Here is a 14,338-nt window from a genome sequence, read left to right on the forward strand (position 1 = left end):
CCGGCCGGATCCCCTCGGCCGGGTGATGTCGGCCCGCGCGGGTTGACACTTGCAAAACGTTTTGTGTACTGTGGGTCACACAAGCCCACAAAACGTTTTGCAAAGGACAGTCGATGGCGACCAAAGTTGGTATACGCGAGGTGGCGAGAGCCGCCGGGGTCTCGGTGACCACCGTGTCGCACGCGCTCAACGACGCCACCAGCTTCCGGGTCAAGGCGGAAACCCAGCAGCACGTCCGGGACGTGGCCAAGGACCTTGGCTACGCCCCCAACCGGCTCGCCAGCGGATTGCGCAACCAGCGGTCCCAGATTCTTGGGCTCGTCAGTGACGAGATCACCACCACCCCTTTCGCCGGCGCCATGATCCGCGGAGCGCAGGACGCCGCCTACGAACGCGGCTACGTGGTCATGGTGGTCAACTCGGGCCTGGACAGCGAACTGGAGGCCCGGGAAATCCGGATGCTCCAGCAGCACCAGGTGGACGGCGTGGTCTACGCCAGGCTGTACCACCAGGGTGTCCAGGTTCCTGCCGAACTGGACGGCCTTCCCACGGTGCTGCTTGATGCCGTCACCGGCGACACCGCGGTCTCGTCAATTGTCCCCGACGAGGTCGGTGCCGCCGAAACCGCCGTCGACGCCCTCATCCGGGCCGGCCACACCCGGATCGGGATGATCAACAACGTGGACGACATCCCGGCAACCCACGGCCGGCTGGAAGGCTTCCTCAACGCCCTGCGCCGGCACGGGCTGGAACACGATTCCCGGCACTTAGTGATCGGGAAGCCCGACACCAAAGGCGGCCGGGAAGCCGGGCTGGCGCTGCTCGGCCAGCCGGACCGTCCCACCGCCCTGTTCTGCTTCAGTGACAGGGTTGCCATGGGCGCCTACCAGGCGGCAACGGCACTGGGACTGCGCATCCCGGAAGATGTCTCCATTGTGGGCATCGACAACCTGGAGCTCATCGCGGACTCACTGTGGCCGGGGCTGACTACTGTGGCCCTGCCGCACTATGACATGGGGCGCTGGGCAGTCAACCGCATCCTGGACGACATCGAGAATCCGGGCATGCCGGCGGCCCAGACGCAGTTGGAATGCCCCCTGATTGAGCGGGGGTCGGTGGGCCCCCCGCCAGGCTAAGCCACAAGGCACACACACCAACCATCAGTTCCACCACCGGGAAACCGTCAAAAAAAGGGGGACGCAGCCGTTGCACCGGCCGCGCCCCCGACGGACCCCGGGCAATCATCCACGCACAAATTCAGCAAAGGATTGACCATCATGAACAAGCGATTCACGCGGGTCCTGGCCACCAGCATAGCCGCGGCGGCACTCGTAGGCAGCCTCGGCGCCTGCGGCAAAGGCAGCGCCTCGGCATCGACCGAGGGCTCCAATGAAATCACCATGTGGACCCACAACGCCGGCAACCCCGACGAGCTCAAGGCCATTCAGGGAATCGTCGATTCCTACAACAAGAGCAGCGGCGCCAAGGCCAACATCAAGGTCCAGGCCTTCCCGCAGGAGTCCTACAACGACTCCGTGGTCTCCGCGGCTGCCGCCGGCAAGCTGCCCTGCATCGTGGACATCGACGGCCCGAACGTCCCCAACTGGGCCTGGGCGCAGTACCTGACCCCGCTCAAGCTCTCCGCCGACATCTCCAAGAACCTGCCCAGCACCGTGGCCAAGTGGGAGGGCCAGACCTACGCCGTGGGGTACTACGACGTAGCGCTGGCGATGCTTGCCCGCGCCTCGGACCTTAAGGCCGCCGGAGTCCGCGCCGCCACCATCGACAAGCCGTGGACCAAGGAAGAGTTCCAGGACGCGCTGACCAAGCTCAAGGCCCTCGGCAAGTGGCAGTACCCCCTGGACATGGGGACGGCCGGCGCCGGCGAGTGGTTGCCCTACGGTTACTCGCCGCTCCTGCAGTCCTTCGGCGGCGATTTGGTCAACCGTGACGGCTTCCAGTCCGCGGACGGCGCCCTCAACGGGGACAAAGCCGTCGAGTGGGCCAACTGGTTCCGCGGCCTCGTGGACCAGGGCTTCATGGCCAAGAAGAGCGGCAAGGATTCCACCCAGGACTTCCTGAACAACAAGAGCGGCCTTCTCTACACCGGTTCCTGGGCAGCGGACAAGGCCCGTACTGCACTCGGCAAGGACCTGGTGGTCATGCCGACGGTGGACCTGGGCAACGGTCCCAAGATCGGCGGCGCGTCGTGGCAGTGGGGTGTGACGAGCGGCTGCAAGAACGCTGACGCCGCCATGGACTACCTGTCCTACTCCCTGAAGCCGGAAAACCTGGCCGCAGTGGCCAAGGCCACCGGAACCATCCCGGCCACCGATGAGGCCGCCGCGCTCCTTCCGGCCTTTGCCGAGGGCGGCGCCAACCGGGTGTTCATGGAATTCTCCCGCAAGTTCGCGGTCATGCGGCCGGAGACGCCCGCCTACCCGTTCATCGCCACCGAGTACGGCAAGGCAGTCCAGGACATCCTGGCCGGCGCCGACTCCAAGACCGTACTGGACAAGGCGGTCAAGGCGATTGACGCCAACATCAAGTCCAACGGCGGCTACAAGCGCTAGCCAGCTGCCCAACGGTCCGACGACGGCGGCCGGCACCTGCCGCCGTCGTCGGACCACCGGCACCCACTGTCAACGGAGACCCCATGACAACCACCCAGCTTCCCTCCCGCCGCCGCCCCGCCGTCACCGGCACGGCCGCAACGGCCCAGTCCCCAACCCCGCGGCGCAAACGCCCCGGATACCTGCGCGAACAGCTCAGCGGCTGGGGGATGATCACCCCGGCCGCAGTCCTCCTGCTCGCCTTCGTCTTCCTTCCCGCGATCCTGGGCTTCGGCCTCGCGTTCACGAATGCCCGCCTCATCTCGCCCCGTCCCGTGGAGTTTGTCGGAACGGACAACTTCGCCAGGCTCTTCAGCGACCCCACGTTCTGGCGTGCTTTGCTGAACGTCAGCTACTTCGCCGTTGTGGTGGTCCCCGTCCAGTCTGGCATCGCCCTGGCCATGGCGCTCCTGATCAACAAGAAATTCCGCGGCGTGAACTTCTTCCGCACCATCTACTTCCTCCCGGTGGTCACGTCCATGGTGGTGGTGTCCCTGCTGTGGCTGTTCATGTACCGCAAGGAAGGCCTGATCAACGAGCTGCTGTCCACCTTCAGCTTCGGACTCATCCAGGGCGCCGACTGGCTCAACGATCCGGCCACCGCCATGCCGGCCATCATCGCTCTGTCCATCTGGCAGGCGGCCGGATTCCACATGATCATCTGGCTCGCCGGGCTGCAGAGCATCTCCGGCGACCTGTACGAGGCCGCGCAGCTCGACGGAGCCAGCCGCTGGCACCAGTTCCGCTACGTGACCTGGCCGGGCCTCAAGCACACCCGCAGCCTGGTCCTGGTGACCATCACCATTCAGGCCCTCGGTCTCTTTGACCAGGTCAGTGTCATGACCCAGGGCGGACCGCTCGACTCCACCACCACCATCATCTATGAGGCGGTCCGTTCCGGCTTCAAGCAGCAGGAAACCTCCTACGCCTCGGCAATCTCGCTCGTATTCTTCGTCCTGGTGCTGCTGATCTCCGCGGTGCAGCGCTACCTGACCCGAGAGAAGGACTGACGTGAAAAACGCTCTTCGACTCACCAGCGCAGCGGCCATGGCCGTACGGATCCTGTTCGCCGCCGTCGCCGCTTTCCCCATCGTGTTCATGCTGGTGTCCTCACTGAAGCCGGACACGCAGATCTTCGGCGACATGTCGTCCGTGGCGGCCTTTCTGCCGATAGGAAACATCTCGCTGGACAACTACACGGCAGTGTTCGACCGCGTCCCGGCAGCCCGCTTCCTGATCAACTCCATCGGTGTCTCCACCATCACCGTAGTGCTGGGCATCTTCATCAACAGCCTCTGCGCCTTCGCGCTGTCCCGCATGCAGGTGCGCGGCAAGCGCGTGGTCTTCACCGCCATCCTCGCCACCCTCATCGTGCCCTTCCAGACGCTGGCGCTGCCCTTGGTGTGGTGGGTGAACCAGCTGCCGTACTTTGAGCTCAACGGGTTCAGCCTGGAGATCTCGAAGGGCTGGCTGGACACCTACCAGGTGCAGATCATTCCGTTCATTGCCAACGCGTTCTCCATCTACCTGTACCACCAGTACTTCGAATCCATCCCGAAGGAACTGGACGAGGCAGCCAGAATCGACGGCGCCGGCTGGTTCAAGATCTACCGCCAGGTGGTCATGCCGCTCGCCGGACCGGCCACCGCCACCGTTGCCATCCTGACCTTCCTGCCCGCCTGGAACTCCTACCTGTGGCCGCTCATGGTGGTCCAGTCCGAGGAGCTGCGCCCCGTGATGATCGGCATCCAGTACTTCTTCCAGCTCAACGTCTCCTGGGGCGAAGTGATGGCGTACGCGTCCCTGATCACTATTCCCGTGGTGATCATGTTCATCGCGTTCCAGCGCTCCTTCATCAACAGCATCGCCTCCAGCGGCGTCAAGGGCTGACCACGGCCGGCTCCCAGTGCGAAAGACAGATATCCCCATGAACACAATTACCCAGCTCGACTGCCGGTTCCGGCCGAAGTGGCACTACGCCGCGGAACGCAACTGGCTGAACGATCCCAACGGACTGGTCTACTCCAACGGCACCTACCACCTCTTCTACCAGCACAACCCGCACGGCGATGTCTGGGGCAACATGTCCTGGGGCCATGCCACCTCGGCTGACCTCCTGAACTGGGAAGAACAGCCCGTCGCCATTGCCTGTGACGACGAGGAGGCCATCTTCTCCGGCTCAGCTGTGGTGGACGTGCACAACACCAGCGGCTTCGGCGCCGGCGGAGTTCCGCCGCTCGTAGCCATCTACACCAGTGCCTACGCGCCCGCCTCGCCCTTGGCCGGCCGGCAGGCACAGTCCCTCGCCTACAGCACGGACGACGGCGCAACCTGGACCAAGTACGACGGCAACCCGGTGCTGGACCGCGCATCCGCCGACTTCCGCGACCCGAAAGTTTTCTGGTACGACGGCGACGCCGGGAGCTACTGGGTGATGGTGGCCGTCGAAGCCCTGGACCGGGAAGTGGTCCTGTACAAGTCGGCAGACCTGAAGTCCTGGGAATACCTCAGCAGTTTCGGGCCGGCCAATGCCACAGACGGCGTGTGGGAATGCCCGGACCTGTTTGAACTGCCGGTGGACGGCGATGCGCAGAACACCCGCTGGGTGCTCGTGGTTAACCTGAGCCCCGGCGGAATCGCCGGCGGTTCCGGCGGCCAGTACTTCATCGGAACGTTCGACGGCGTGGAGTTCCGTTCCGAGACCACCGTCACCGAGGGCCTGCAGCCGGATGGAAGCCGGATGGCGGAGTACGGCTGGCTGGACTGGGGCCGGGACTACTACGCGGCGGTGTCCTTCAGCAACGTGCCCGCCGGCCGCCGGCTCATGGTCGGCTGGATGAACAACTGGCAGTACGGGGCGTCAACGCCTTCGGACGGCTGGCGCAGCGCCATGTCCCTGGTCCGCGAAGTACGGCTGGTCTCCCGTGGCGGGCGTCCTGCGCTGGTGCAGGCCGCCGTGGACCCGTTTGCTGCCGCCGGGATGGAACTGTTCGCCTTGGACCGGCGGCGGCTACCCGAGGGCGTGACCTGGCTTCCGGCCGAGGCGTCCGGCGAAGTACTGCGCATCGACGCCGAGTTTGAACCCGGCGCGGCCGGCCGGACGGGCCTCGTGCTGCGAGCCGGCGGGGATTTTGGTGCCGGGGCCAGCGGCGGGGAGCGCACGGTGCTCGCTTATGACTCCGTCGCGGGGGAGCTCACACTGGACCGGACGGCGTCCGGCAACGTGGGCTTCCACGAGACGTTCCCGTCCGTGGAAAGGGTGGCCGTTCCCCTGGAGGACGGCCGGCTGCGGCTCAGGATCTTTCTGGACCGCTGCTCCGTGGAGGTCTTCGCCCAGGGCGGCCTGGCCACGATCACTGACCAGGTGTTTCCCGCAGGCTCAAGCACCGCCGTCGGCCTGCTCGCTGAAGGCGACGGCGGCACCTTGGTAAACCTCTCCGTCACCGGCTGACCGCTGGTTGAGCTTGTCGAAGCCGGTGGCTGGTTGAGCTTGTCGAAACCGGGGGGTGCGCTGGTTGACCTTGTCGAAACCGGCAGTGTCCACATAGGCGTTACGAAGTCTTGCACTCATTTTGCTCGGTAACCATGCTCGAAGGATGCCTCACGTATACATGCTGCGGTGCTCTGACGGTTCCTATTACGTCGGAAGTACCGTGAACCTCGAAATCCGGCTCAGCCAGCATCAATCAGGAGAAGGTGCGGCCTACACCCGTCGCCGGCGTCCGGTGGAACTCGTGTGGGCAGTCGAATTTGACCGCATTGATGAGGCGTACGTCCGCGAAAAACAGGTGCAGGGATGGGGCAGAGCGAAGCGCAAGGCCCTGATCGAGGGGAACTATGGAGCCCTAGCACGACTGTCTGTCAGCAAACCGACGCCCGATTGAGACTGTGGTCGGGGGGCCTTGATCTCGACAGGCTCGATCAGCGGGTGCGTGGGTTGGCTGTCGAAACCTTGATCTCGACAGGCTCGATCAGCGGTTGCGTCCCGACCCGTAGTTTGGTGAGCCAGACGTGGCCCTTGCGCATCTGTATCCACGCACCGCCTGTGGCTGCGGCCCATGCCAAGAGGGCGTCGGCAATGGGCCGCAGGTGCGGGTGGTCTTCGTATTGGCCATCTACTCAGAGGGTAGTGCCGGCGCCCGCACAGCAGGCGCCGGCTTTCCCAGTGTTGTTGCCCTACTTCATCATTGCGCCGTCGGGAGCCACGAGGTACCAGACATTCCCGACGCCCTGGCCGGTGATGTCGCCCGGGGCCTTGTCCTTCTGCCACAGGTAAACCGGCATGCCGTCCACCGTCACCTGCTTCTTGCCGTCGGGCGTGGTGATGGTGCCGACCTTTCCGGTCACGCCCTCAACCTTGGGTGCGTCGCTGGTGGCGATGACCGGCGGCCACTTGACGAGGCAGTCACCGGTGCAGTTGCTCTTGCCCGAGTCCTTCACGTCCTTCGTGAAGTAGTAGACGCTCATGCCCTTGCCGTCCACCACAATGTCGCCCTTGCTCGACGATGCGGTCTTGAGGTCCACCGTTGCTGCTTCGCTTGCCGTTGCCGTGGCCGATTCGCTGGCGGACGCTGCTGCCGATTCAGTGGCGGGTGCCGCCGTCGTGGGCGTTGAGCTGGTTCCACCGCCACAGGCGGTCAACGAGGCGGCAAGTGCCAAAACTGCAAGACCAACGCTCAATTGCTTGTTCATGTGCTGCTCCTTGGCTCGGGCCGGCAACTGGGAGACCGGCGCTATCTGGAAGGACGCACAAAGGTGAAGAATGGTTCAAAGCTTCGCCGACAGACCCGAATGAACTTTTTGGGTGCCGCCTGCGTCGTATAGGCCATGAACGCCGGCTCGCGTGGACCGGCTTCAACGAGTACAGCTGGAGGTCCTGGTGGCGCTAGACGAAGAAGTGGTTGCCGCGATCTACCGCGAGCACGGGACGGCCCTTCGCCGGTTCGTGATCAGTGCCTCCCACGACCCGCTCCTCGCAGACGACATCGTCCAGGAAACGGTGTTGCGCGTCTGGCAGCAGGCGCCGAAGATTACCGGCAGCATGCGCAGCTACCTGTTCCGGACAGCCCGGAACATCATGATCGACAATTACCGGAAATCCCAGCGCCGGCCGCAGGAGGCCGAAGAGCGCGACCTTGCCGACCCGGCGGAGGCCACCGGAAGGGTCGACGAACTGCTGACCAGGGTGCTGATGGAAGAGGCCCTGCTCCGGTTGAGCACGGAGCACCGGGACGTGCTGGTGGCACTGCATTACCGGCGCTTCACGGTGAGCGAGGCGGCGGTCCAGCTGAACATTCCAAGCGGCACAGTGAAATCCAGGGCCTTCTACGCGGTGAAGGCTATGCGGACAATTCTTGATGAAATGGGTGTGGAACGGTGAACGGCAAGGAACTCCATGAGTTGCTGGGGGCATACCTGTTGGGAGGCCTCGACGACGCTGACAGGGCGCGCTTCGAAGAACATCTCAAGCAGTGCGGAATGTGCCGCGACGAACTCGCTGATCTCGAGACCCTGCCCGGGCTTCTGAACGTCGTGCCGGTGCCCGACGCTGTGGCGCTCGCCGTCCCCGCTCCCCGCGGGGCCGGCTCCGGGGCACCGGAGACCAGCGTCCCCAAACCCGTCTTCGACGAGTTGGCAGCCCGACGCCGCAATACCCGACGGCGGTTGACCGCCCTCATCGGGGCGGTCGCCGCAGCTTGCCTGGCCTTGGGATTTGCCGCCGCACCGCTCCTCGACCCGGCCAACAAGCCCGACGTCAGTTACTCGGTTCAGGCCGACACCGGGATCCAGGTCACAGTGGGCATGGTCAAAAAGACCTGGGGCACCGAACTGGCAGTGGACGGCAAGAGTCTCCCGCACAAGGGAACGCTGTCACTGTGGGTCAAGGACCGTGCCGGAGCGGCGGATCGCGCCTGCGCCTGGATGGCGACGCCAAGCGGCAAAGTCAGGGTGACGAGTGCGACTCCGTTTCAGTACACGAGCATTGCCAGCGTCGAGCTGCGGAACGAACAGCAGCAGACAATTGCCGTGATCGCCGTGCCGGGCGCCTGAACAGCCCATTTTGTCTGACCCTCCTGTTCTACTGGTGTCCAGCAGCACCTTGCTGCCGGACATCGCGGTTGGTACCCAGGGCGAAGCGGACGGAGATTCGATGGAGCAGCGACGGCGGGACCGCGGAAACGGCGGCCGGAGCCCCGGGAACCGCATTGAGGATGATCCCGTCGGGGTTGATGGTGCTTACGAGGTTGTCGCCTCCGGTGAGCAGCTCGCTCGGACCCTCACCGCAAAGGGCCGCACACGTCCGGGGGCGGTGATCGCCTGGCACCCCGCCATGCCCCAGAACAAGATCGACGTCGCTCACATAGCAGGCGCTGCGCCATCCAGCGAGAGCACGTCGCACCGCCCGTGCGCTTGGACTGGATGCTTGATCCGGGGCAGCCGGTGGCCGGCCTGTAGGATCCCGTCGGCAGGACCCTGGACATCAGTGGGGCGAAGACAGTTCCGCGGCTCACGGATCTCTACTCTTCGGACGACCTTGTACTGGCACTGGTGGAGGAAGTGACCTGCAAGGCAGCTACCCTCACTCTCTTTCCCGGGTCCAGTTGGTCGGTGCCCGTCGACCGCATGTCGTCCAACCCCCTCGACACCGCAGACAGCCTCGTCACGGAGGGGGAGGTGGTGGTTGTCCGGTTCCTCCGTGACAAGGGTGCCGTCGTTCTCTCCCTCATCGACGTTGATGACGACGAAGAGGTCCGGGCAGCGCCGGCGCTCGTGCGGGGCGGGACTGCCTGGTTGCAGGCAGGACGGCATCTGCAGGAACGGGCGAAGACGGCCACCGGAGAGGCCTCGGCGGCATCCTCAGGGGCAGGGCTGCCCGCCGGACCGGCGGGGGTGACGGGGCAGCCAGTCCCGCCAGCCCCAACGGGAAGTGCGGCCGGCACGCCGGCGGCTGCCCTGATGTCGGTGCAGCTTTCCCTTGCCACCGGAAAGGCCGAGGTGGGCAGGTTGCGGGAACTGGTCAAAGCTGGGAGCAGCGCCGGTCCGGAGCTCCTTCGCCTGGAGCGCGAGGTGGCGGCACTGCACGAAGAGCTTGGGCTGGAGCGCCGGCAAGCGGCGGCGAGCGGGGCGCACCTGGCCGGTTTGGCCGCTAAGAATGCCAAGCAGTTGGAGGATCTGCGCACGCTGCGTGCCCGCAATCGCGAAATGCAACAGGGGATGAAGCGGTCCCGCGACGATCAGACCGGGGCTTTTGAAACGGCGGAGGAACGAGTCCGGCACGATATTTATCTGGCTTGGGTGCGCAACGTTCCTGCCGACGACAAGTCCAGATTTCCCTTGCCGGCGGGATTCAGCATGGGTCCGGAGTTCGCCGCTTCACTGTATTCGCGGACGGAGAAGGGAGCCGTCGCCAAAGCATTGAAAGCGGTGGTGGTGGTCTTGACGGGCATTGCGGAGCGGAGTTCCGCCCGGGAGGTTCATCCCCTACGCTCCAACGACGGAGGCGATGCCCCGCAGATACAGCGCGAAGACGGCGCCCGGTGCTTCCGGGCATCGATCGAGCGGGGCGTCGCGTCCGCGCGCAGACTGCACTACTGGAGGACGGAGGGCGGCGTGGAGCTGTCCCGGGTGGTGGTCCACGACGACTTCAAGCCATAGTCTGCCCGGGCCGGGTCACAGCATCGGCCGGGCCGGCTACATCCGGGCGAGCCTCGCGCGGACCACCATGTACGCCCCGTAGCAGATGAGCCCCAGCCCCACGGCTGCTAGCAAATACACGCCGAATGGCTGCTCGCGCAATCCCCTGAGCGCGCCGTCCAGCCCAGTTGATTCCTGGGGGTGGGCCGTGACCGCGGCAACGACCACCAGGAGACCCGTCACAAAGAGGGCCACGCCCTTGGCCACGTATCCGGCCATGCCAAGGCCGCGAACGCCCTTCCGGGCGCTTGGCGAAGACGGCATGCGGATGCGCTTCTCGAAGGACTTCCGGAATCCGCGGACGGCGTAGACGATGCCGGTGATGGCCACAGCCGCGCCAATCAGCACGAGGAGCAGGACTCCGCCCGGCGCCTTCATCAGCGTGACGGTCATGTCGCTGGTGGACTCCCTGTTGTCCTTGCCACTTCCGCGGGCAAAGGAGGCAAACGTAAATGCGAAGGCCGCATAGACCACGGCCTGGGCTCCCGCCTGGAACTTACGGGAGGCTTTCTCCTTGGACGGCAGATTGCTGAAATCGAAGATCGCATCGCTAGCCTGCCACAGGGCCAGAGCGATGCAAGCGGCGAAGCTAACCCACAGCAGCAATGGCCCGGCCGGCTGGCTGGCCAGTTCCGCCACGGCCCCGCTGACGTCAGCCCGGCCGCCCTTGCCAACCGCCAGCCCGATGGCGATGGTCCCTACCAGGACGTGAAGCAGCCCGCTCACGGCAAACCCTGCCCTGGCCATCAACTCAAGTGTGCGGGAGTTGGTAACCTCCTGGGCTTTGTCCGATGCGCCTTGCAGTTCTCTTTTGATGATCGTTCCTTTGCGCCGGCACCGTCGTGCAGTTACTGCGGTTTCCCGCCCGCTAAGGCTAATCGTGCCACGGGAAGGCGCTCGGCGACAGACCGCCGTGGTGCCCAAAACAGGCCGATCGAGGACCGGCGGCGGCCGCGCCCAAGGCACGGCTGGGAACTATATCCGCCGGTAGCAGAGATCGAAGATCATGCGGCCGGCCTCGTGTGCCTTGTTCTCGAAGCTGGTGCGGATGCGGCCCTCGAAGCGCGGCGCCCAGCCGCCGGTTTCGTCGATGCCTTCGTTGGGTCCGGTGTGCTCGGTGCTGACAGGCGCCCGGCCTTCCTTCACCGGAGCGCCGCCGACCAGCGATTCGACGCCACTCTGCCAAACGTGCGTGAGAGGGCTCTCGGGACCCCTGCGCTCGCCGTTGTGCAGGTTCTCAAAGGCCGTGGAGCTGGCGAGCACGTCCCGCACATGCACGGCGTAGTTGGACCAGTCCGTGGCGATCCGCCAGAGCCCGCCCGGCTTCAGTGCCCTGGCGGCCAGCTCGGCGAACTCGGGCTGGATGAGCCGGCGTTTGTGGTGCCGGGACTTGTGCCAGGGGTCGGGGAAAAAGATCCACAGCTCGCTGACCGATGCTGGCGGAAGCATGCTCGCGAGGACCTCAGGGGCATTGGCCTCCACGACGCGGACGTTGGTGAGCCCCCTGCTGTTGATCTTGATCATGGTGTTCGCCAGCCCCGGCGTGTAGACCTCCACGGCGAGGAAGTCCTGGTCCGGGTTCTCCTCGGCGGCATGGCAGACGGCATCACCCAGGCCGGAGCCGACCTCGACGATCAGCGGGGCCCTGCGGCCGAACTCAGCCTCGGCATCGAAAGTGTAATCCGGGTGAACCGAGGTGTTGGCGACATGGCGCGGAACGTCTACCGCCCAGCGGTCCGAGTGCTCTTCCCAGGCGGCCTGCCGCCGGCCCTGAAGGCGGGTTCCGCGGCGCACGAAGCTGACCGGCCGCCCGCCGTACGTGCCGAACGACGCCTGGCTGCCCGGCGTGACGGGCCGCGGCGCGTTGGGATTTTCGGGCTGCTCGTTCCTAGGCTGCTGGGGGGATTCTGGAGTTTCACTCATCACCTCCAGAATAGTGGAGCCGACGGGCCGATCGCCGCCGTCCCGGCAATCGCAGGCGACCAGCGCAGCTGGCCGGGAGAGACCGAAGGCAAGATGGCTGGCACGGCCAGAGACATCGGCCGGAGCGCGGCCGGCGGGCGTACGTGATGTGAAAAGGGCTCTCCAGCGGTTCAGGACATGAGGGTGATGATGCCTTGGACGACCGCCGGGATGATGAAAAAGGCGGCCTCCGTCCCTACGATCCATAACCCGGCGACCCCGCTTCTCCAGGCCTTGGTGCCACTGTGGTTCCGTCTGACCGCGAGGATGCCAAGGACCGTGCCAAGGAGTCCGAACAGCACGGGCAGGCTAAACAACACCGCCGGCGCCACCCAATCCAGGCCGCTGGTGCCGGTGTCCGGCCGCGTAAACAGAACGGCGAATACGGTGGGCACAGCCGTGAGGACCATGCTGGGGATGGCCAGAACACTAAACACGAGACTCGCGCTCCCCTCCCCGGAGCCCTGCTGATCGTCACGGGGAGGCTGGGGCCCGTCGCGGTACATCGGCGCATTTGGAAAGCTCATGGGTCTCCCAACAGTTGGCGATTGATGACACGGAACCGGAAACTTTCAGTCCACACTATTCGCGGACCCGGGCAGACGTGACTGGCTTTTTTGCCTAAGTGGATAACTGCCCCCCGGGCGTCCGGCTGGCTCGTTGGGCCCCAGTCCGGCCTGTTTGGACAAGGACCGCCGCTGCCTGAGCGCCTGTAAGAATGGGCGAGTGAGGGAAGCGAAGAACACAGCAGCGACGAACCAAGAAATGCCCGGAGCGACTGGCAGGCGTCCTGGCATGCTGGTGGACGCCGAGATCGATGAAATCCCTGCCGCCGAACCCACGCAGGTTGGCGGCCCGCGGGCGCTGGCATACCTTGGCCTGTGCCTGGTGCTGATTGGGCTGAACCTACGCACGGTGTTCTCAAGTTTTTCGGCCGTGCTCCCCGAAATAACGTCGGACGCCGGACTGCCTGGCTGGACAGTCGTTGTGCTCACCACTGTCCCGGTAACGCTTCTCGGCGTGTTCGCGCCGCTGGCACCCGTGCTGGGGAGAAGATTCGGTGCCGAGCGCGTGCTGCTCGGTGCAATGGCCGTTTTGACGGCCGGGCTCCTCCTGCGCCCGGTGGAAGTCCCAGGCGGCGGGCACCTGCCCACCTTGCTCGCAGGTACGGCCGCGTGCGGGGCGGCGATTGCCCTGTGCAATGTCTTGCTGCCCGGGCTCGTGAAGCGTGATTTTCCGCACCGGCTGGGCCTAATGGGCGGCCTGTACACCACGGCCATCTGTGCGTCCGCTGCCCTCGGTGCGGGTTTCACCTACCCGGTCTTCATCGCGACGGGACAGTGGACCTCGGCGCTGTGGTTCTGGGCGTTGCCGGCCGCCGTCGTTCTTCTGCTTTTCCTGCCGGTCGCCGTACGGCAGCGGAACGGGCAACACAAAGCCGTTCACGACGGCGTGAACGTGTGGCGCTCCGCAATCGCCTGGCAGGTCACCATCTTCATGGTGCTGCAGGCCATGATGTCCTTCAGCGTTTTTGCCTGGCTGGCCCCGATCCTCCGCGAACGCGGGGTGGACGGCGGCACGGCCGGGCTGATCGTGTCCGCATCGATCGTGCTGCAGATGCTGGGCTCGCTCTTCGCACCCGCCCTGGCCGCGAGGTTTCGTGACCAGCGCATCATCAACACCGTGGTGGCGCTCATGACCGGCGGCGGCTTCGCGCTGAGCATCTTCGGTCCGCAGGAGCTGATCTGGGTGTGGACCGGCCTTCTCGGCTTGGGCCAGGGGAGTCTCACGGCCGTGGCCCTGACCATGATCATGCTCCGCACACGGGACGGGCAAGCAGCCGCACACTTGTCGGGCATGATGCAGGGCGTGGGCTACGGGCTGGGATCAACGGGAACGCTCCTGGTGGGCCAGCTGCACCAGTCCACCGGCTCGTTCACTGCTGCCGGCGTGCTGTTCCTCGTGGTGGGTTCGCTTGCCGCCTTCTTCGGATACCGGGCCGGGCGGAACCGCTTCATCTGACTCGCTGGTTAAGCCTGCCTGGACCAAGCTCAACCAGCGGATTGCCA

General features: G+C 65.4%; 15 protein-coding genes. 10 read left to right on the forward strand and 5 right to left on the reverse strand.

Translation table 11 applies throughout. The features are described from left to right. The first annotated feature begins 113 nt into the window (after nucleotides 1–113). From AC1D14_RS10800 to AC1D14_RS10825, 6 genes are all read left to right on the forward strand, one after another. Entirely contained in the window at nucleotides 114–1,136 is a 1,023-nt protein-coding gene (locus tag AC1D14_RS10800) for a LacI family DNA-binding transcriptional regulator (RefSeq protein ID WP_230121399.1), read from the forward strand. 141 nt (nucleotides 1,137–1,277) lie between these two features. After that, a complete protein-coding gene (locus AC1D14_RS10805) occupies nucleotides 1,278–2,573 on the forward strand; it encodes a sugar ABC transporter substrate-binding protein (RefSeq protein WP_230121398.1) in 1,296 nt (431 codons plus the stop codon). 83 nt (nucleotides 2,574–2,656) lie between these two features. Then, nucleotides 2,657–3,622, forward strand: a complete 966-nt coding sequence (locus tag AC1D14_RS10810) for a carbohydrate ABC transporter permease (protein ID WP_476881983.1) — start codon at nucleotides 2,657–2,659, stop codon at nucleotides 3,620–3,622. 1 nt (nucleotide 3,623) lies between these two features. After that, complete coding sequence (locus AC1D14_RS10815) at nucleotides 3,624–4,502, forward strand: carbohydrate ABC transporter permease (protein ID WP_230119823.1); 879 nt, start codon at nucleotides 3,624–3,626, stop codon at nucleotides 4,500–4,502. A gap of 37 nt (nucleotides 4,503–4,539) precedes the next feature. Then, nucleotides 4,540–6,063: a glycoside hydrolase family 32 protein gene (locus tag AC1D14_RS10820; protein ID WP_230119822.1), complete on the forward strand. Its 1,524-nt coding sequence runs from the start codon at nucleotides 4,540–4,542 to the stop codon at nucleotides 6,061–6,063. A gap of 160 nt (nucleotides 6,064–6,223) precedes the next feature. Next, entirely contained in the window at nucleotides 6,224–6,496 is a 273-nt protein-coding gene (locus tag AC1D14_RS10825; protein ID WP_476968487.1) for a GIY-YIG nuclease family protein, read from the forward strand. Between the two features lie 292 nt (nucleotides 6,497–6,788). Here the strand turns inward: AC1D14_RS10825 and AC1D14_RS10830 are convergent, their stop codons facing one another. Continuing rightward, nucleotides 6,789–7,304, reverse strand: coding sequence for a COG4315 family predicted lipoprotein (locus tag AC1D14_RS10830; protein WP_230119820.1), 516 nt, complete (start codon nucleotides 7,302–7,304; stop codon nucleotides 6,789–6,791). A 187-nt stretch (nucleotides 7,305–7,491) separates the two neighbouring features. Here AC1D14_RS10830 and AC1D14_RS10835 point away from each other — a divergent pair, with 187 nt between their 5' ends. Both AC1D14_RS10835 and AC1D14_RS10840 read left to right on the forward strand, forming a co-directional pair. Next, nucleotides 7,492–7,992: a sigma-70 family RNA polymerase sigma factor gene (locus tag AC1D14_RS10835; protein ID WP_230119819.1), complete on the forward strand. Its 501-nt coding sequence runs from the start codon at nucleotides 7,492–7,494 to the stop codon at nucleotides 7,990–7,992. Then, nucleotides 7,989–8,663 carry a zf-HC2 domain-containing protein gene (locus tag AC1D14_RS10840; protein ID WP_230119818.1) on the forward strand — a complete coding sequence of 225 codons (675 nt, stop codon included), beginning with the start codon at nucleotides 7,989–7,991 and terminating at the stop codon, nucleotides 8,661–8,663. The genes AC1D14_RS10835 and AC1D14_RS10840 overlap by 4 nt, the downstream gene beginning before the upstream one ends. 28 nt (nucleotides 8,664–8,691) lie before the next feature. On the opposite strand, the gene AC1D14_RS10845 is transcribed toward AC1D14_RS10840, so the two are convergent. Further along, nucleotides 8,692–8,973 (reverse strand): hypothetical protein, encoded by a 282-nt coding sequence (locus AC1D14_RS10845; protein ID WP_476881986.1) that lies wholly within the window; start codon nucleotides 8,971–8,973, stop codon nucleotides 8,692–8,694. A 263-nt stretch (nucleotides 8,974–9,236) separates the two neighbouring features. On the opposite strand from AC1D14_RS10845, the gene AC1D14_RS10850 reads away from it, so the two are divergent. Beyond that, nucleotides 9,237–10,268, forward strand: a complete 1,032-nt coding sequence (locus tag AC1D14_RS10850) for a hypothetical protein (protein ID WP_476968470.1) — start codon at nucleotides 9,237–9,239, stop codon at nucleotides 10,266–10,268. Nucleotides 10,269–10,304: 36 nt separating this feature from the next. Here the strand turns inward: AC1D14_RS10850 and AC1D14_RS10855 are convergent, their stop codons facing one another. The 3 genes from AC1D14_RS10855 to AC1D14_RS10865 all read right to left on the reverse strand — a co-directional run bounded on the left by AC1D14_RS10855 (nucleotide 10,305) and on the right by AC1D14_RS10865 (nucleotide 12,796). Beyond that, nucleotides 10,305–11,111: a DUF1206 domain-containing protein gene (locus AC1D14_RS10855; protein WP_476882013.1), complete on the reverse strand. Its 807-nt coding sequence runs from the start codon at nucleotides 11,109–11,111 to the stop codon at nucleotides 10,305–10,307. Nucleotides 11,112–11,282: 171 nt separating this feature from the next. Continuing rightward, nucleotides 11,283–12,230: a tRNA (guanosine(46)-N7)-methyltransferase TrmB gene (gene trmB, locus AC1D14_RS10860; protein ID WP_230119815.1), complete on the reverse strand. Its 948-nt coding sequence runs from the start codon at nucleotides 12,228–12,230 to the stop codon at nucleotides 11,283–11,285. Nucleotides 12,231–12,400: 170 nt separating this feature from the next. Continuing rightward, nucleotides 12,401–12,796, reverse strand: coding sequence for a hypothetical protein (locus AC1D14_RS10865; RefSeq protein ID WP_230119814.1), 396 nt, complete (start codon nucleotides 12,794–12,796; stop codon nucleotides 12,401–12,403). Nucleotides 12,797–13,034: 238 nt separating this feature from the next. Between AC1D14_RS10865 and AC1D14_RS10870 the strand changes: the two genes are divergently transcribed. After that, a complete protein-coding gene (locus AC1D14_RS10870; RefSeq protein WP_230119826.1) occupies nucleotides 13,035–14,291 on the forward strand; it encodes an MFS transporter in 1,257 nt (418 codons plus the stop codon). Nucleotides 14,292–14,338 lie beyond the last annotated feature (47 nt).

Source organism: Arthrobacter sp. P1_B11 (assembly GCF_056406715.1).